This is a genomic window from Pseudoalteromonas sp. P1-7a (genome assembly GCF_001401855.1).
Classification (GTDB): Bacteria; Pseudomonadota; Gammaproteobacteria; order Enterobacterales; family Alteromonadaceae; genus Pseudoalteromonas.
On the sequence record NZ_LKDU01000014.1, the window covers coordinates 1 to 19,592 of the forward strand.

Below are 19,592 nucleotides of genomic sequence, written 5' to 3' on the forward strand. Positions count from 1 at the left end.
CCAGCGCTCACCAACGACAGCACGCCAACTGTAACGGGCACCAGCGATGCACCCAACAGCACCGTCACGGTAACCTTTACTGATGCAGCGAACAACGTACAAACCCTAGATGTACAAACCGATGTCAACGGCAATTGGAGTGCAACACCAACCAGCGACTTAGCAGAAGGCAACTACAGTGTTAGCGCCAGCATCACTGATGCCGCTGGTAATACCGGTACAGGCACAGTCAACGGCGAAGTGGATGTGACGCCACCGACTTTAGAGATCATTCCTTCGTTCTTACTTGGCAACCTAGTTTCTCTTTCTGGTGATTCTGATTTACCCGAAGGGTCAGTGGTCACCATTACCGAGTACCTTGTTGGCGGTGCTGTAGGCGCTACCTACACAGCAACAACGAATGCCGATGGCACATGGGGACTTGCCAACATAACAGTACCTCTGCTTAGTCTTGCGTATGTTACTGCAACTGCAAGTGATGCAGCCGGTAATGTTGTTACTGTCAACTCACTTGACTTTGATAATGAAGCACCAGCGCTTAGCGTTACTGTAGATGCATTATCGAATGATACAACGCCAGTGGTTTCTGGTACTACAGATATGGAGCAAGGAACCGAGATACAACTAACCGTTGTAGATAGTGAAGGTCAAAGCCAGCAGTTTACGGCCATTGTGCAGGCTAATGGAAGTTGGTCTGTTGAAGTACCAGCCGAGTTAGCGCAAGGGCAGTACACAGTTACCGCTGAGGTAAGAGACGATGTTGGTAATTTAACCTCTGAGCAAACACAAGGTGAAATAGACAGTATTGCACCCACGCTTAGTGTTAACCCTATTGACACAACTGCAGATACAACGCCAACCCTATCAGGCTCCAGTGATGCCATTGGAGCTGATGTAATAGTCAGCATTGACGGTCAAACTTTTGTTGCGGTAGTTGGTGTTGATGGCAACTGGCAGGTAGCGGTACCAGTTGCACTTACCGACGGTAATTATACGGCGCAAATTAATGTTGCAGACGATGCTAATAATATTACTAACACAACAATTGACTTAACAATTGATACCCAGATACCGATAGTCACTTTGGACGACATAACTGTGTTTAACACAGATACGCCAGTTATTAGTGGCACATCAACTGAACCTACTGGCACAAATGTAGATATTGTTATTACTGATAGTAATGGTGATACACACACGTTAGCAGCTACGGTTGATGTAGATGGTAATTGGCAAACAACAGCGCCTAATTTACCGCAAGGAAGCTACAGTGTTACTGCTAGCATTACTGATAATGCTGGTAATACTGGCTCTGCGACTGGAACAGGCCTTGTTGATACACAAGCACCTACTATTACCATTGATGCATTAGGTACAATTAATAACAGTACACCAACAATAACAGGTACCTCTAACGAGGGTGAGGGTACTTTAGTTACGGTAACAATTACTGATGGTGATAGCGTTGATACCTATACAACAACTGTGGGGAGTGGCGGACTATGGAGTGTTGATGTAACTACGCCGCTAATTGATGGACAGGTGACAGTCACAGCAAGCATTACCGATACTGCAGGGAACAGTACGCAAGTAGATACAACTGCTACGCTTAACACTAATGCGCCTACTATCAATATAAACACCATTGTTGATACAAACGATCAAACTCCAACACTTTCGGGTACAAGTAGTGCGGCTGATGGCACTGAAATTACAATAGTTATAACGGATTTTAATAATGTTTCACACACATTAACTGCAACTGTGCTAAGCGGTGTTTGGAGTGTAGATGCGACAGATATACTTCCAGAGGGAGAGTTTACTGTTACTGTAAGCGTTACCGAAAATGGCTTAACAAGCAATGCTACAACTAGTGGTGTTATAGACTTAACTGCACCAGCACTAAGTATTAACACGCTAATTACAGCCAATGATACAACCCCTACGATTTCGGGCACAACAACGGCACCACAAGGTGCAATAATTGTGATCTTAATTACTGATAGTTTAGGTGCTGAGCAAACAGTTAATGCCACAGTGGGAGCCAATGGCACTTGGTCAGTAGCTGTACCTACTGCACTTAGTGAAGGGGAATTCAGTGTAAATGCATCAACAACAGATACCGCAGGCAACCCTGTAAATACTAGCACTACCGGTGTGGTTGATATAACCGCGCCAGTGGTTAGCATTAACGATATTGTAGGCAGTACTGATTTAACACCTAGCGTGTCTGGCAGCGTAACAGGTGCAGCCTTAGGAGATGTGGTTGCTGTGGTATTTACAGACTTCCAAGGTAATGCGCATACTGTAAATACAACGGTGCAAGCCGGTGGGACTTGGTCAGTAGAGGCAAGTAATACTCTTTCACAGGGAGCATATTCAGTTGAAGTATTTATTACTGATAATGCCGGAAATACAGGTAGCAATACCACTAACGCTGATATAGATACAATTGCGCCAGAAATTAGTATTGATCAAAGTTCATTAATACTTACCCAAGACAGCACGCCATTAATTAGCGGCACATCAAACGAGCCAAATACAAACGTTATCGTTACGTTTACGGATTCAGTTGGTGCATCGCACCAAATTACTGTACAAACGGGTGCAAATGGAGACTGGCAAGCCGCTGCCGATAACATTTTAGCTGACGGTGTCTACAGTGTTACGGCTACGATTACTGATAGTGCAGGAAATACCTCGGTAGATAGTAAAACGGGTGGCGAAGTAGATACAGTAGGGCCAGAGCTTACTATTGTGCCTTCGTTCTTGCTAGGGCAGCTCGTTTCTTTATCTGGTACATCTGATTTAGGTGAAGGCAAAACCGTTACGGTAACTCTAGAGCTTGCAGGTGATTTACTTGACTTAACATACGATGTTACCACCGATGCCAATGGTGATTGGGAACTACTAGGCCTGGCGGTTAATGTTATTGGCCTATCAGTTGTAGAAGCCTCTGCAACTGATGATGCAGGTAACACAACCACTATAACTACGGCTGATGTTGATGCGTCAACGCCATTACTTAATGCAGTGGTTGACTTTGTTACAGGGCAAGGGGATTTACCGATCATTAGCGGTACAACCGATCAAGCACCAGGCACCGAAGTACTTGTTGAAGTCATTGATAGTGATAACGTTGTGCAAGAACTCGTTGCAATAGTACAGGCAGATAACTCATGGGCAGTACAAGTTCCTCAATCACTTGCTGAGGGCGTGTTTACTGTAACTGTAAATGTATTAAGTGAAGTTGGGATCACAGCGACACAGCTAATTAGTAGTGTAGTAGATACCATCTCGCCAACACTTGATTTACAAGTAATTGGTACAACGTCAGATTCTACTCCAATCATTCAAGGAACCAGTGATTTAATTAATGGTGTGGTAGAGATTCAGTTAGACGGCGGCTCAGTACTAACCACAACAGTGAATGCAGCAGGTCTATTTTCACTAGAAGTCGATGCGCTGACTGAAGGGCAGCATGTTGCCAACGTGAGTATCACTGATGATGCTGGCAATGTAGTAACGCAAACGCTTGAGTTTGTTGTTGATACGTTAGTACCTGTGGTAGATATTTTACCGTTGAGCATTAGCAATACTGACATACTAACTATTTCGGGTACTTCAGAGGAAGCTCCGGGTACGGACATTGATGTAACTGTGGTAGATAGTAACGGCAACGCAACAGTATTTGATGCCCTTGTTGGGAGTGATGGCACGTGGTCGTTATTAACCACGAGTCTACCTGATGGTATATATAGTGTATTTGCAAGTATTACTGATGCTGCGGGTAATGTAGGCCAATCTGCTACTGAGCAAGTGACGATTGATACCATACCGCCATCGTTAGAAATAGATGCCTTTGGTGTACTTAACACGCTAACGCCAACTATTACTGGCACCAGTGACGAAGAGGCTGGTAGCTTAATTACGGTTAATATTACCGACTCTACAAACACACTTTATGAAGTTACTACAACAGTATTAGGCGATGGCACGTGGCTTATTGTTGCACCTGCACTTGCTGAGGGCGAATTAACCATAGAAGCCATTAGTATTGATGATGCAGGTAATATAGCAACGGTGACGCAAACGGGCGTTGTGAGCACCACTTTACCGAGTCTATTAATTAACCCAATAATAGATACAAGCGATACAACTCCTACTATTAGTGGTACTACCGATGTAATAAACGGTAATGTAGAGGTTGTTATTACAGATAGTAGTGGTAATGCAACAACCTATAACACTCAAGCTATTGCTGGTGTATGGACATTAATACCGACCACTCCATTAGCTGAAGGTGCGTTTACGGTTGATGCGACAGTCGAAAACTTAAACCTTACAAGTTCTACAAGCCTAAGTGGCACTGTTGATTTAACACCGCCAACAATTGAGGTTGACCAGTTATCCGTTACTAATAATCCGCTACCAACCATTACAGGTACAAGTGATGCACCAGCAGGTACAACACTGAGCGTGGTTATTACAGATGCTAATAATGATTCACAAACACTTACTGCCCAAGTTGCAGGCAATGGCACATGGTCAGTAACAGCGACTACTCCATTAAGTGAAGGTAGCTTTAGTGCTACAGCATCCATAAGTGATACTGCGGGTAACTCCGCTAGCGATACTATGGTGTCAAGTACAGACTACACAGCGCCAACTGTCGTCATAGACCCAATATCGGTAGGGCAAGATACTACGCCTACTGTTACAGGCTCAGTAACGGGAAGCTTCGCAGGCGCGTTAGTAGTCGTTATGTTTACTGATTCAGCGGGTGCCACTCACAATGTTCAAACAACAGTTGGTCCTGATGGAACTTGGAGCGTGACCTCTGAAGAAGTACTTCCTGAGGGTAACTACAGCGTAGATGTAAGCATTGCTGATAGCGCAGGTAATACAGGTACGCAATCCACAAGTAGCGCAATTGACTCAGGTATTACAATTGACTCAGGGCTCGCTCTAACCGCGGATCAAAGTCCACTTGTTACAGGAACCGCTGGTGCTGGAGAAACGATATTAGTCACCTTTAGCGGCCCCATTGAGGTCACTAAGCAAGTAAACGCTGATGCATCCGGGGCATGGAGTGCTTCACCAGATACAGATTTAATTGATGGCGCATACACTGTAACAGCGGTAGCAACGGATACATCTGGCAATACAACTTCAAGCGGTAGCGTATCTGGGTTGGTTATAGATACCACACCAATTAACTTTACTGTTGAGCCTGAGTACTTACTTAATCTACTTGGTATAAGCGTATTAGTTGGTTACGAAGGTACATCTGATGGTGGAGAAGGAAGTAAAGTCTATATTGTTGACTCATTAGTTTTAGGCATTGATTTAGCGTTAACTTCAGCACCACATGCAGTAGTAGATGCACAGGGTAATTGGGATTCAGGAAACTTAGACTTAGGTGCTTTAGGGTTATTAGGTACAGGTCTTGAAAACACGTATTTCTACACTGTGGACGAAGCTGGTAATTACCAAGTTAAAAATGGTAATGATGTGTTTATAGAGTCCGGCAATATATATACCTCTGAATCAGGTGCTGGTGACACTATGCCTGCGTCATTTAGCGAAGAGTCAGCATTGGGTGATACGCAAGGTGAAGGTCTGTTGAGCACCGAAACCATCAACTTAGCAAACGCAGGGGCCATGACAAGTTCATCTGAGCAAGTTGTACAAGTAAGCGAAACAGAGCCACTTAATTTAAACGATGTAATTATTGACTCTGAAACAGAGCAATTGCTTGCATTAAATAACTTACTTGACGAAGAAGGCTCTGCAATTGCTTATAGCCCTGCACAAAGTGGAGGACGTGTTGATGAGGCAGCGCCAGCCGTTGATGTTCAAAACCAATCAGAGGAAATGATTAAACACTTAATTGAAAATGGTAACAATCAAACGGATATATAATACCAACCCGCAATAATACTTAATCATTTTGTGGGGCTAAACGTGTCGTTATCAGCGTTAAAAAATTCTCATTTAGAACAACTAAATAGCGAATTTTTTGCCTAGCTAACAACACGTTTTTCCAGCCTCAAAATAGATCACTTAATTACGCGGATTGGTATAAATGGAGTAACCACTTCAGTTAAATAACTGAAGTGGGGCACTATACTCATTTTATTAAAAGGTGGTTTGTTTTACCTGAGAAACTTATAAAGCTGTTAGCGTTTTATTTAGCACGTTATAAAGGCTAAATATTTAAGACAACTGGTATTGTTTGGGTTAAATAGTAAACCTAAAAAAGCCCTTATTGAGACTTCAATAAGGGCTTTTTCAATAAATTTGGAAAAAGTAAAAACAGTTAAGCTTTTAGATTACGTACCAGCTTACTGTCGGTATTAACCACGCTACCGCCTTGATCGTAGGTCATACTAGTTGGGGCGCCTATTAAAATATCTTTAAGCTGTTTTACACTTAAGTGCGCTTGGCGGGCAGCGTGCGAGTTTACTTTATTTTGTTTTTGGCACTGCGCTAACTGCGCCTTAACTTGCGCTACTCGCTCAGTTACTTCAGGGGCATTTTCATCATTTGCAGCAAAAAGTTTATTCAACTCTTTATCAAGCTGCGTAAGCTTAGTTAAAAAAGACATTTTTTGTTGGGCAAGTTCTTTTAAACCTTCACCTCTACGAGAGGCAATAATACTAAGCTCTTCGTTTAACAGCGCATGCAACGAATCTAAGCAATTTACTTGTTCATTTAACTTAACGCTAATTAAACTATTGTGATCAGCCATATACGTTAAACTCAAAATCAGCCAAGTTTTTAGTCAGCTTTTCAGCATCGATTTGGTATTTACCTTCGGTAATCGCTTTTTTAAGCTCAGCAACTTTTTCACTGTCAAAGCCAGATGACTGCTGCGCTTTATCTTGCAGTGTTTTTAACTGCTGTGCTTGTGGTGTTAGACTCACTGAGTCACTCGCAGCTTTCGGCGAAGGGGTAGGTGCTGTCTGTGTACTTGCAGCATTATCTTTTTTAATATCAACTTGTTGCTGTTTAGCGTTAGTGAGCGCATTAGCTTGTTGATTACTGCCATTAACTTGATTAACCATAATAATAAACCTGTATATTACCCAACTTATGCCAAGTTATCGGCATATACATAGGATACTTTAGTATAAATCGAAATTAAATATTAACTTGCACAGACTCTACACCATCTACGCGTGCATTCAAAATTTTACCGGAATTTTTATTCTTAATCTGCACTTGTTCACCTAAAGTGCCATCTTCAAGTGCTATACCTGTTGTTTTTATCCTAAGTCCTTTAATACTCGCATAAATATTTACGGCATCGCCCTTACAAACCATGCAAATTTGATTAAGTAAAACGGGCATACCGCTGCGTATATTTCGTTTACTGCGGCTGCCAATAAGCATTAAAGGGTCATCTAAATATTGCACTCTAACAAATTGTGAAGGCTTCATTTGTACACTTAAATGAGACTCAGTAATAACCTCCCCACGGGCCAGGTTTTCCGTGGCAACCACAACGGGTGCCATTTTTACTATTCTTACATGAACATACTGAGTCCAGCTTTGCGCATCGTTACACTTTATTTGTACAGTCACCTGACGTGTAAATGGCGGCTCATTTGGCACAACCAACTCTGGGTCATTTTCGCACACTCTATCAGGAATACGGCTATCAAGCGCAAGCGCGGTGATCTCCACATTTTTCTCAAGAGGTACGGTAACTTGTTCAGCAATATGAGAAATTGCAATTTGTTGTAATAAATCTTTACTAAACACTTTTGCATGCAAAGGTGTTGCTAAGCAGAGGCTAGCAAGAAAATAAAAAACACTGTATCTTCTGACTTTTTTTAACAAACTCATAATGTTTCGACTATGCTTATGGTTTCAAACAGGGTATAAATATTTTGCGTCAAACTTTAGACGCTCCCGCGATGTTATGTAGCTTTATAAACAGAAAGCAATTATCGTTCCGCATTACTTGTTTTCTTTAGGAGATTTGAATGGCAGGCATTTTAGACTCAGTAAACCAGCGCACCCAGTTGGTTGGGCAGAACCGCCTAGAATTACTATTATTTAAGCTCAGAGGGCGTCAGCGTTTTGGGATCAATGTATTTAAAGTAAGAGAAGTACTGCAATGTCCTCCTTTAACGAGTATGCCAAAATCAAATGCATACATTCGGGGGGTTGCGCATATTCGTGGTCAAACTATTTCAGTTATCGACTTATCTATGGCCGTAGGCGGCCGCCCGATTGAAAATGTAAAAGATAGCTTCATTATAATTGCAGAATACAATCGTTCTGTGCAGGGCTTTTTAGTCGGCGGCGTTGAGCGAATTGTTAATATGAACTGGGAAAAAATAATGCCGCCCCCATCGGGTGCAGGGCGTTATTCTTATCTAACGGCTGTTACCGAAATTGAAAACGAATTAGTCGAAATTCTCGATGTAGAAAAAATCTTAAACGAAATTTGCCCGGTAAATACAGAGGTTAGTGCAGATCTGGCGGCCGATAGTGCTATACAAAAAGACTTAGGCGAGCGTATTGTATTTATTGCCGACGATTCAGCCGTGGCTCGTAACCAAGTAAAAAGAGCACTCGAGCCGCTTGGCGTGCAAACCGAGCTTGCAAAAAATGGTAAAGAAGCTTTAGTTAGGCTTAAAGAAATCGCCGAGCTTGATTGTAAAAATGATATTACTGAGCGTGTAGGTTTACTTATCTCTGATGTTGAAATGCCTGAAATGGACGGCTATACATTAACAGCAGAAATTAAAGCTGACCCTAAATTAGCGCCTCTACATGTTATTTTACACACTTCTTTGAGTGGTGTATTTAATCAGGCGATGATCGAAAAAGTCGGCGCGGATGACTTTATAGCAAAATTTAACCCAGATGAATTGGCAACAGCAGTTAAAAAATGGGTTCATTGTGATTAAGCAACAATAGGTGTTAATAATTTGAATAATAAAGATTTGCAGCAAAGTGACTACGATCAGTTCCGCTCTTTTTTAGAGCAGCAATGTGGTATTGTGCTAGGCGAAAACAAGCAATATTTAGTAAAAAGTCGGCTTGCTCCGCTTATGGCTCGTTTTAATGTTGAATCTTTATCACAGTTAGTGAGTAAAACGCTTGCCCCCCATGAGCGGCAACTTAGAGCCGCAGTGGTTGACGCCATGACCACAAATGAAACATTGTGGTTTAGGGATCAATACCCATTTGAGCTGTTAAAAAATAAATTGTTCCCTGAGTTCAAAGACACTCGCCGGCCAGTAAAAATTTGGTCAGCGGCCAGCTCTTCAGGTCAAGAGCCATACTCTATTGCCATGTCGGTTGCTGAGTTTCAAGCGCAGCAGCCGGGTGTGCTACGTATGGGCGCACAAATTATTGGTACTGATATTTCTAATACAATGCTCGATATGTGTAAAAATGCAGAATATGATGCGCTGGCATTAGCGCGAGGGCTCTCAGCAGAACGCCGTAAAAAGTACTTTATGGATAGCGGCAATGGAATGGCAAAAGTTGTCGATTCAGTCAGAAAGCAGGTGAGCTTTAGACATTTAAACTTGCTCGACTCTTATGCCTTAATGGGCAAGTTCGATATTATTTTTTGCCGCAACGTACTTATTTATTTTTCACCAGAGGTTAAAGCAAAAATTATTAGCCAGTTTGCCCAAGCACTAAACCCAAAAGGGTATTTGTTTTTAGGTGCATCAGAGTCAATGACTGGCTTAAGTAACGAGTTCGACATGGTTCGTTGTAACCCCGGAATCATCTACCAAAAAAAATAACGCCTCTTCCTTCCCATTAAAAAACGACGCTTTGTGCGTCGTTTTTTCTTTAATAACAACCTCCTATAAAAAAGTAACCTTATTCAAAACTACTGGCTTATTAATTGCTTTAACTTAGTTAAGTCAATTTTTTGGAGAATGTTATGGCTATCAGTTTTGATAAAGCATTAGGTGTCCATCCGCATGCGATGTTGATCCGCTCACAGCGGGCAGAAGTGCTTGCCACAAATATAGCGAATGCTGATACGCCTGGCTATAAAGCAAAAGATATTGACTTTGCCTCTGCATTAAAAGCGGCAAGGTCAACTCAGCAAAGCGGCAATAGCATGGTCACAACCAATGAAAAACACATTGCTGGCGGTACTCGCAGCGTAGGTGGTTCTGAATTATTTCGCACTCCAAATCAAGGAGATACAGGCGATGGTAACTCAGTTGATATACAGGTGGAACGAAACTTGTATACACAGAATGCGATGGAGTATCAGGCAAGCCTGCAATTTTTAAGTAGTAAATTTAAGGGCCTGAATAAAGCGCTCGGTAGTCAAGGGTAATAATTATGAGTTTATATAATGTTTTTGATATTTCAGGCAGTGGTATGAGTGCGCAAAATGTGCGCCTAAATACTACCGCGAGTAATATTTCGAATGCTAATACAATAAGTTCATCCCAAGACAAAACATACCGAGCTCGCCAACCTGTATTTGCTGCCGAGCTGACTAAAGCGTCTGCCTCAGCCAGTAACCCTCAGGGCTCCGCTGTTGGTGTTAAAGTGTTGGGGATTGTTGAGAGTAACAAACCACTACAAATTGAATATAACCCTAATCACCCAAGTGCGGATGAAAATGGCTATATCTATAAACCCAACGTTAATGTTGTTGAGGAGATGGCAAATATGATCTCTGCATCTCGCTCATATCAAACAAACGTGCAAGTTGCCGATGCAGCTAAGCAAATGTTAAGCAAAACGCTGTTACTTGGGCAGCGATAACCGAGGGTAGGTTATGAGTAACGATATTAGTACTAGTTCATCTTTTATGGACTCGATTACTTGGCAAGAGACTCAAGTAGCGACTTCCACTGAAGAGAGCGATGCGTTAACACAGGAAGATTTTTTCTCGTTGCTAACTCAGCAGCTATCGTATCAGGATCCGAGTAATCCGGCTGATAACGATCAGATGATTGCGCAAATGACTAATTTTACCATGGCGCAAGGTATCACAGATTTAAACACAAATTTTGAGTCGCTTGCCTCTTCAATGACTTCAAACTCTGCTTTACAAGCATCAACCCTGGTTGGTAAACAAGCGCTTTTAGAATCTAATACGCTTGAACTTGGCGAAAGCGGCGAGGCAAAAGGATCGGCAGTTGCTGAAGAAGCCGTTGATAATTTAAAAATTAAAGTCACAGATGCCTCTGGGCAACTGGTTAGAACTATCGATATGGGTTCGCAAGCAGCGGGTGCTGTGCGCTTTAGTTGGGATGGGAATAACGAATCTGGCGAACGCCTACCAGAGGGCGAATACACGATTACTGCAGAGGGCAGTACCAACGGCGAGTTTTCAAGCTTACCGGTAGCCACATTCAAAAACATTGAAAGCGTTAATATCAACGGCTCTAGTGGCATTATTATTAACACCAAAGAGGGTGCGGTTAGGTTGACAGATGTCGCAGAGATCGCATAACCATTTAAAAGTATTTCGCCTGCTAGCAGGCTATTAGATTAAAAGTTAGAGGTGAATTATGAGCTTTAATATCGCACTTACAGGCCTAGCTGCCGCTCAAAAAGACTTAGACGTAACAGCAAATAATATTGCTAACGTAAATACCACTGGTTTTAAAGAATCGCGGGCTGAATTTGCTGATGTATATGCTGCATCTGTGTTTAGCGCAGGTAAAACCAAAAATGGTGATGGTGTGCAAACTACCATGGTTGCACAGCAATTTCATCAAGGCTCACTGCAATTTACTAACAACTCGTTAGACTTAGCGATTACCGGCGAAGGTTACTTTGCAATGACCGATGATATTTCATCGCAAGATTTAACCTATACTCGTGCAGGTGCATTTAAGCTTAATCAAGACAATTTTATGGTTGACGCCAAAGGTAATTATTTACAAGCTTTTCCGGTTGATGCATCAAGTGGGGACACCACATCGGTAAGTCTAAGTACAACTAACCCAATTCAAATTCCTGATTCATCTGGTTCGCCTCGCGCTACAGAAAACGTATTTTTGTCATTTAATTTAGATGCAACAGCAGATGCTACAGGCCTTGCTTTTGACCCTACATCAAATGGTACGTATAACTCGTCAACGTCTACAACAGTTTATGACTCATTAGGTGAACCACATATTCTGCAATACTTTTTTGTAAAAGAAGAGGATGCCGCCTCGGGTGGTACTGATAACAGCTGGGAGGTATACGCAACCTTAGATGGGAAAGTTGTAGATGGTACATCAGGTGCAGAGCAAACTACTACACCTTATACACCGATTGCTACACTTGGCTTCGACTCTAGTGGTTTACCTGCGACAACCAACGGTATAGCAAATACTAACGCCACAACATTTGACGAAATTAATTTGCCGGCAGGTGCAGGCACTGGTTTATCGTCAATGCTTGATAACGGCGCGACATTTCCAAGCACGGGTATTGAGTTAAATTGGCGCGATGAAAATAACACAGCAGGACGTATTCCCACTCAGTACTCAAGTGGTTTTGAAGTAAAAGCCCTTGACCAAGATGGCTCTACAGTCGGTCGTTTAGCGGGTATTGATATTGGCACAGACGGCAAAATTGTGGCCTCGTACAGTAATGGTGATTCAACCTACTTAGGGCAAGTGGCTATGGTACGCTTTCCAAACTCACAAGGTTTATCGCAAGTAGGCGATACCAGCTGGAAGCAAAGTATTGACTCTGGCGAGCCGGTAGCCGGTGAAGCAGGTTCGGGTACTTTTGGTAGTATTAATTCATCTGCACTTGAGCAATCAAATACCAACTTAACAAACGAATTAGTTGATTTGATTACCGCTCAACGTAACTACCAAGCAAACTCTCGAGCGCTTGAAGTTAACTCAACAATTCAGCAAAGTATTTTGCAGATTCGATAAGTTAACACTATTTTTGGTTAAGATTTTAAGGCTGCATTTTTGCAGCCTTTTTTATACCTAATACCACAAAAATAGCCTAGCTGAACCGTTCAATACCTTCCTTATATTGCGTCAAATTTAATCTGGCACCTATTTTGCATTTATCAACTCAGAGATTTTTTATGTGAGTCGATGTTATGGACAAAATGGTCTACATTGCGGCCTCTGGCGCTAAGCAAAGCCTACAGGGGCTTGCACTTAAAGCCAATAATTTGGCAAACGCAAATACCACAGGTTTTAAAGCTGACTTCGCGCAAGCGCGTTCTATGCAAGCATTTGGCGAGGGCTTGCCGACCCGAGTGTTTTCTATGCAAGAGCGACCTGGTTCTAACATGACCTCTGGCGGCATAATAGAAACAGGGCGAGATTTAGACATTGCCATGAGCGATAACGCCTGGCTCGCTGTTCAAGATGAGTCAGGGAATGAAGCCTACACTAAAGTTGGTACGCTGAACATTACTGCACAAGGCATGTTAGTAACGAGCCATGGTCGTCAAGTTATTGGCGAAGGTGGCCCCGTAATTCTACCTGTCCCTATTGAAAAAATAAGCTTTAGTGCAGATGGCGCCATTCAGGTTCGCCCGCAAGGCGCACCAGCCAATTTTTTAGAAGAAGTAGACACGCTACGTGTTGTTGAAGGAAACAGCAGGCAGCTTGAAAAAGGTAACGATGGTTTATTTAGACCAGTACCTGGGCAAACCGTTGATACCTCTGAAAATGTAAAAGTATTAAGTGGTGCACTGGAAATGTCTAACGTTAATCCAGTTCACGAAATGGTCGATATGATCAACCACCAACGTCAATTTGAGTTACAAGTAAAACTAATGAAAACAGCTGAAGAGATTGACGAACGTCAAGAACAGTTGATGCGCATAGTTTAACTTTAAAATGAGGGCATACTTATGAATCCTGCATTGTGGATAAGTAAAACAGGGCTAGACGCTCAACAAACTGATATTTCAGTTATTTCAAATAATTTGGCGAATGCCAGTACCGTAGGTTACAAAAAGAGCCGCGCTATTTTTGAAGATTTACTGTATCAAAACATCAACCAACCTGGCGGGCGATCATCACAAGATACTGAGTTACCATCTGGCCTAATGCTTGGTGCCGGTGCAAAAGTGGTTGCTAACCAAAAAGAGTTTACGCAGGGCAATATGCTCACCACTGAAAATTCACTTGATTGGATGATCTCAGGCGAAGGCTTTTTTGAAGTGTTGCAACCTGATGGCAATATTGCCTATTCGCGTAATGGACAATTTACTACCGATGAAGACGGCCGCATTGTTACTTCAGGCGCTGGCTTTGTTGTTCAGCCCGAAATGAACGTACCGGATGATGCGCAATCAATTACGGTTTCTCAAGATGGTGAAGTATCTGTACGTGTTGCAGGGCAAGCCGATAATGTGGTGATTGGTCAGCTAACAATTAGCGACTTTATTAATCCATCTGGTCTTGAGCCAATTGGTCAAAACCTTTACACCGAAACGGCTGTTAGTGGTGCGCCTGTGCAAGGTAATCCAGGCGTAGAAGGGTTGGGTACTATTATTCAGGGCTCGCTTGAAACATCAAACGTTAATGTAACAGAAGAACTGGTAAACCTTATCGAAACACAACGTGTTTACGAAATGAATTCAAAAGTAATCTCAGCCGTTGACGAAATGATGAGCTACATCAATCAACAGTTATAATCGTGCACAAGGGGATAGTTATGCGTAAAGTTATTTTATTTGCCGCAGGCACCTTATTTTTAAGTGGCTGTGTTTCTACGCAAAATAGTGAAGTGGTTCAAGACGACCCATACTACGCACCCATGTACCCAGAGCCTGTAGCAGAGCCTGTTGTTGCAACAGGTTCGCTATTTAATACCAACACATTTAATGACCTGTATTCAGATAAAAAAGCGCTTAGAACAGGCGATATAATTACCGTTAAGCTTGAAGAGTCAACACAAGCTACAAAAGCCGCAAAAACTGAAACTGACAAAGAAACCGACGCCAGTTTGGACCCCATTATTGGATTAGGTGGCTTACCTGTAAATATAGGTGGCGACAGTATTCAGTTTGGTATTGGTAGTGATTCATCATTTACCGGTGACTCTAAATCAAATCAGTCAAACAGTTTAGTGGGTGATATTTCTGTAAATGTTATGCGTGTTTTACCCAATGGTAACTTAGTTATCCGTGGTGAAAAATGGCTAACACTTAACACTGGCGAAGAGTTTATTAGGCTCGAAGGGCTAGTTCGCCCGCAAGATGTAAGTGCCGATAACACGGTTGAGTCGAATAGAATTGCGAATGCCCGCATCCAGTATTCAGGTAAAGGGCAAACACAAGAGGCGCAAAGCCCAGGGTGGTTAACACGTTTCTTCAGTAGCTCGTTATTTCCATTTTAAAGGATAGTAGTATGAAAAACATTAAAGCGTTTATTTTGATCATACTGCTAGGCTGGCAATTTTCTGCCAGCGCGGAACGAATAAAAGATGTTTCTATGGTTGAAGGGGTCCGTGCCAACCAATTGGTTGGCTATGGTTTAGTGGTGGGGCTACCTGGCACAGGGGAGCAAAACTCTTACACGCAACAAAGTTTTAGGGGCATGCTAAACAGTTTTGGAATTACCTTACCTTCAACGCAAAGCCCTAAAATTAAAAATGTAGCTGCAGTGGCAGTTCATGCTGAGCTGCCGCCGTTCAGAAAGCCAGGGCAAACAATTGATATTACGGTTTCTTCTATTGGCAGTGCAGGGAGTTTACGTGGCGGCACATTACTACAAACTTTCTTGAAAGGGGTTGATGGTAACGTATACGCCATAGCACAAGGCAGCTTAATAGTAGGGGGTTTAGGTGCACAAGGGCTTGATGGCAGTAAAGTGGTTATTAATACCCCAACCGTCGGCCGCGTACCAAACGGAGCTACTGTTGAGCGCGAAGTTAAAAGTCCTTTTATGCAAGGCGACTACATTACTTTTAACTTAAACCGCCCTGACTTTACAACGGCAAAACGTTTAGAAGCAACAATTAACAATTTGGTAGGCCCTAATAGTGCACAAGCTATTGACGCTGCCTCAGTACGCGTTATTGCGCCACGTGATGCATCGCAACGAGTGTCTTATTTATCAACGCTTGAAAACCTAGAGTTTAAGCCTGCTGACACTTCAGCCAAAATTATTGTTAATTCACGTACGGGAACGATTGTCATTGGCAAAAATGTGAAGCTACAGCCTGCGGCAATAACCCATGGCGGTCTAACAGTCACAATTGCTGAACAGCAAAATGTAACGCAGCCTAATCCTTTAGCAGAAGGCGAAACCGTTGTTACACAGCAAAGTATTATTGACGTTAATCAAGATGATTCTCGTGCGTTTGTTTTTAACCCCGGCGTTAGCTTAGATGACTTAGTGCGTGCTATAAATGAAGTAGGCGCAGCACCTGGAGACCTAATGGCTATTTTAGAAGCGCTTAAAGAAGCGGGTGCAATTAACGGACAGCTTGTTGTTATTTAATTATTTTTTAGAATGTTTACCCTTCCAAATAAAGCTTAAGTACTCAAAAGGTACTTAAGCTTTTTACTGTTTACCTTTCTTTGGCTCAATTTTTGCATTTCTTAAAGCATTATTCATTTTTGTGTCAAAAAGCTGATGGAAACAAATCACCTCGATAAGCAAAACTTTTTTGATTTAAGTAATCTTAATACTTTACGTCAAGACGCTTTAAACAGCGGTGATGCATCTACTGATGCCTCTAAAGCGGCGCTAAAAAAAGCAGCGGCACAATTTGAAGCTATTTTTACGCAGATGCTTCTAAAAGGCATGCGTAAAGCTAACGAAGCATTTGAAGATGAAGACAGCCCGTTTAACTCTAGCGGCGTAAAGTTTTTTGAAGAAATGCACGATCAGCAGCTCTCTTCTGAGCTTTCATCAAATGGGTCTTTAGGCTTGGCTGATTTAATTGTGCAGCAGCTCTCTCCAGAGGCTGAAAACTTTATGCCTGGCTCAGTGTTAAGAACAACCAACGACTTTATCAGTGATAAACGCGCAGGCTCTGAACTACCCCACGAAGAACTGAATAATGTTGAGCAAGTAAATAAAGACGACTTAGCCCTCAGCAGCGAAGCAACAGACACTAAAACCCCAACACAGCCTGTACAGCAACCGACATTTAATAATGCTGGAGAATTTGTGAGTGCAGTGTGGGAGCATGCCAAAACAGCGGCCGAAAAAATAGGTTTAAACCCTGCAGTGATGGTCGCTCAGGCGGCCCTTGAGACTGGTTGGGGCAAGCATATTATTAATAAAAGTGACGGTAATAGCTCAAATAACCTGTTTAATATTAAATCAGATAAAAGCTGGGAAGGCGACAAAGCAAGTAAAGTAACGCTTGAATTTGAGCAAGGCACGCCTGTTAAAAAGCAAGCAAGTTTTAGAGCTTATGATTCTATAAAAGAAAGCGTAAACGACTTTGTCGATTTTTTAACGCAAAACCCACGTTACGAAGAAGCATTACAAAAAACAGCACAGCCAAACGAATTTTTAGATTCGCTACAAAAAGCAGGCTATGCAACGGACCCTAATTACGCGAGCAAAATAAAAAAAGTGCTAAATAGTAGTGAGCTTAAAAATATTGCAACAAGCGCGTTTACCCAAGGAGTGAAGTAATATGTCGTTTAGTTTATTAAATATTGCCAGTTCAGGGGTGCGTTCAAGCTCTGAACTGTTGCAAACGACCAGTAAAAACATCACCAATGTAAATACCGAAGGCTACGTACGTGAGCGCACTGAATTTACCACTATGGTAGATAACCAAGTAGGGCGCGGCGAAACATATCGGTTATTGAACGAATTTGCCCAGTCGCAGTTAAACCGCGATACGTCAAATAAATCGTTTTTTGATCAATTCGTAACAGAAGCCAACCGTGTTGATACTATTTTTTCGGAAGAGTCTAACAACTTATCAACCGGCATAAATTCATTATTTAATAACGTGCAAGAGGCGCTAAATCAGCCGTCTTCATCAGTTGCTCGTTCACTCGTAATGACCGATGCGCAAAGTTTAGTTGATCAAATGGACAGGCTCTCAGGTATTGTGCTTGAGCAACAAGGTATAGTGAATGAGCAGCTTGAGATTTTTTCTGAAGAAGCCAACTCACTCATCCAAAATATAAATACGTTAAACCAAGAAATTGCAGTCGTAAATGGTACTAATAACGCATCAGACGCGAGTTCTATTTATAACCAGCGCGACTTAGCTATTCGTGAATTATCAGAGCTCGTAGATATAGAAACACTCGATGGCCCTAATGGCGAAAAACTCGTATTTATGGGCAGCGGTGAGTCTTTAGTTATGGAAAACGGTACATTTAACTTGTTTTCTTTGTCGGGCGACCCCGATCCTAATTTTAAAGAATTGACGCTTGATGTTAATGGCGGCAAAGCCGTGCCGCTAGAAATAGATGCAAGCAAATTAAAAGGCAAAATTGGCGGCTTGCTGGCTTTTAGAGACGACATACTTGTGCCTGCACAAAACCAGATTGGCCAAATGGGATTGGCAATTGCAGATGCGTTCAACGAGCAAAATAAATTGGGTATGGATGCTAACGGTGAGCTAGGCGGTGATATTTTTACTATACCTACCGTGGGCGCTTATGCATACCAAGATAATACCGGCGGTGCCAGTTTAACTGCCACGCTTGAGGCCGGTAAGGGCAGTGAACTGCCTGCCAGCGACTTTATTGTTACTTATACCGCTAATGCAAATGAAGTGAGCATTCAGCCCGTTGATAATAAAGGGGAGCCGATAGGCAGCGCTTCTTTAGCAACGATACCGCCATCTGGTGTCATCGACTCAGACGACATTACAAGTGGGGAGTCGTTTGGTTTACAAATTAATGTAGCAGGTACAGGTAATACCGGTGATCAGTTTCAAATTAAACTTAACTCTGAAGCGGCAAACAGTATTTCCCTTGCGACAAGCCGCGGTGAAGACTTAGCTCTGGCATCGCCTATTCGTACAGCTAACAGTATAGATAATGTAGGCACTGCCACTATTTCAGCTGGAGAAGTAACAAGCGTTACATCGGGTGGCTTTACCACCGCCCCTAGTTTAGCCAATGGTGATATCACTCTTGTTAAAACGGGCGCTGCAAATGAATACCAAATTACAGATGCAAATGGCACCACAACCTTTACTATAACGCCACCGGCAGAGGGTATACTGGCTCAGGCTGGTGCACCTTATAGCAACTATGGCTTTGACTTTGACATTGAAGGCACGCCAGCCACTGGAGACACTTTCACCCTTGAATTTAACGAAGGCGGCTTTGATGATAACCGCAATGGTTTAAAGCTCGCTGATTTACAAAATGGCGAATTAGTGCGTAAAAATGTAGTGACAACAGCAGCAGCTGATAATCACGACACATTTAATCAAGCCTATTCGGGGTTAGTGAGTGATATTGGCGTAGTCACTGGTCAAGCCATTACCAGTGCCAGTGCATTTGATGCATTAGCCCAGCAATCTGAAGCCTGGTATGAATCGCTCTCGGGTGTAAACCTTGATGAAGAAGCTGCCAATTTACTACGTTTTCAACAATCATATTCGGCATCAGCTCAAGTATTGGCTGCTGCCCAAGAAGTTTTTGATACCTTATTAAGTGCGGCGAGGTAATT

16 protein-coding genes are annotated in these 19,592 nt (G+C 42.4%); 13 read left to right on the top strand and 3 right to left on the bottom strand.

Annotated features, from left to right (window positions below; all coding sequences use genetic code 11):
• A partial coding sequence (locus AN389_RS10450; protein WP_200911304.1) for an Ig-like domain-containing protein occupies window positions 1–5,925 on the top strand: 5,925 nt, incomplete at its 5' end.
• 397 nt (window positions 5,926–6,322) lie between these two features.
• Here the strand turns inward: AN389_RS10450 and flgN are convergent.
• The 3 genes from flgN to flgA all read right to left on the bottom strand — a co-directional run bounded on the left by flgN (window position 6,323) and on the right by flgA (window position 7,854).
• A complete protein-coding gene (gene flgN, locus AN389_RS10455) occupies window positions 6,323–6,754 on the bottom strand; it encodes a flagellar protein FlgN (protein WP_055016782.1) in 432 nt (143 codons plus the stop codon).
• Entirely contained in the window at window positions 6,747–7,070 is a 324-nt protein-coding gene (flgM, locus tag AN389_RS10460) for a flagellar biosynthesis anti-sigma factor FlgM (protein ID WP_055016783.1), read from the bottom strand. Before flgM ends, flgN begins: the two co-directional genes overlap by 8 nt.
• A gap of 76 nt (window positions 7,071–7,146) precedes the next feature.
• A complete protein-coding gene (gene flgA / locus AN389_RS10465) occupies window positions 7,147–7,854 on the bottom strand; it encodes a flagellar basal body P-ring formation chaperone FlgA (RefSeq protein WP_055019763.1) in 708 nt (235 codons plus the stop codon).
• Between the two features lie 140 nt (window positions 7,855–7,994).
• Between flgA and AN389_RS10470 the strand changes: the two genes are divergently transcribed.
• The 12 genes from AN389_RS10470 to flgK all read left to right on the top strand — a co-directional run bounded on the left by AN389_RS10470 (window position 7,995) and on the right by flgK (window position 19,590).
• Entirely contained in the window at window positions 7,995–8,927 is a 933-nt protein-coding gene (locus AN389_RS10470) for a chemotaxis protein CheV (RefSeq protein WP_004588013.1), read from the top strand.
• A 21-nt stretch (window positions 8,928–8,948) separates the two neighbouring features.
• Window positions 8,949–9,779, top strand: coding sequence for a protein-glutamate O-methyltransferase CheR (locus AN389_RS10475; protein WP_055016785.1), 831 nt, complete (start codon window positions 8,949–8,951; stop codon window positions 9,777–9,779).
• Window positions 9,780–9,922: 143 nt separating this feature from the next.
• Window positions 9,923–10,330, top strand: a complete 408-nt coding sequence (gene flgB / locus AN389_RS10480) for a flagellar basal body rod protein FlgB (RefSeq protein WP_029773927.1) — start codon at window positions 9,923–9,925, stop codon at window positions 10,328–10,330.
• A 5-nt stretch (window positions 10,331–10,335) separates the two neighbouring features.
• Window positions 10,336–10,767, top strand: a complete 432-nt coding sequence (flgC, locus tag AN389_RS10485; RefSeq protein ID WP_004588016.1) for a flagellar basal body rod protein FlgC — start codon at window positions 10,336–10,338, stop codon at window positions 10,765–10,767.
• 13 nt (window positions 10,768–10,780) lie between these two features.
• Complete coding sequence (locus AN389_RS10490) at window positions 10,781–11,461, top strand: flagellar hook assembly protein FlgD (protein ID WP_055016786.1); 681 nt, start codon at window positions 10,781–10,783, stop codon at window positions 11,459–11,461.
• 58 nt (window positions 11,462–11,519) lie between these two features.
• Window positions 11,520–12,890: a flagellar hook protein FlgE gene (gene flgE / locus AN389_RS10495; protein WP_055016787.1), complete on the top strand. Its 1,371-nt coding sequence runs from the start codon at window positions 11,520–11,522 to the stop codon at window positions 12,888–12,890.
• 176 nt (window positions 12,891–13,066) lie between these two features.
• Window positions 13,067–13,810 (top strand): flagellar basal body rod protein FlgF, encoded by a 744-nt coding sequence (locus tag AN389_RS10500; protein ID WP_055019764.1) that lies wholly within the window; start codon window positions 13,067–13,069, stop codon window positions 13,808–13,810.
• Between the two features lie 21 nt (window positions 13,811–13,831).
• Window positions 13,832–14,620, top strand: a complete 789-nt coding sequence (gene flgG / locus AN389_RS10505) for a flagellar basal-body rod protein FlgG (RefSeq protein WP_004588020.1) — start codon at window positions 13,832–13,834, stop codon at window positions 14,618–14,620.
• Window positions 14,621–14,640: 20 nt separating this feature from the next.
• On the top strand, window positions 14,641–15,324 hold the full coding sequence (gene flgH, locus AN389_RS10510) for a flagellar basal body L-ring protein FlgH (RefSeq protein WP_055016789.1): 684 nt from the start codon (window positions 14,641–14,643) through the stop codon (window positions 15,322–15,324).
• An 11-nt stretch (window positions 15,325–15,335) separates the two neighbouring features.
• Complete coding sequence (locus AN389_RS10515; protein WP_055019765.1) at window positions 15,336–16,430, top strand: flagellar basal body P-ring protein FlgI; 1,095 nt, start codon at window positions 15,336–15,338, stop codon at window positions 16,428–16,430.
• Window positions 16,431–16,565: 135 nt separating this feature from the next.
• A complete protein-coding gene (gene flgJ / locus AN389_RS10520; RefSeq protein ID WP_055016791.1) occupies window positions 16,566–17,582 on the top strand; it encodes a flagellar assembly peptidoglycan hydrolase FlgJ in 1,017 nt (338 codons plus the stop codon).
• Window position 17,583: 1 nt separating this feature from the next.
• A complete protein-coding gene (flgK, locus tag AN389_RS10525; protein WP_055016792.1) occupies window positions 17,584–19,590 on the top strand; it encodes a flagellar hook-associated protein FlgK in 2,007 nt (668 codons plus the stop codon).
• Window positions 19,591–19,592: the final 2 nt, after the last annotated feature.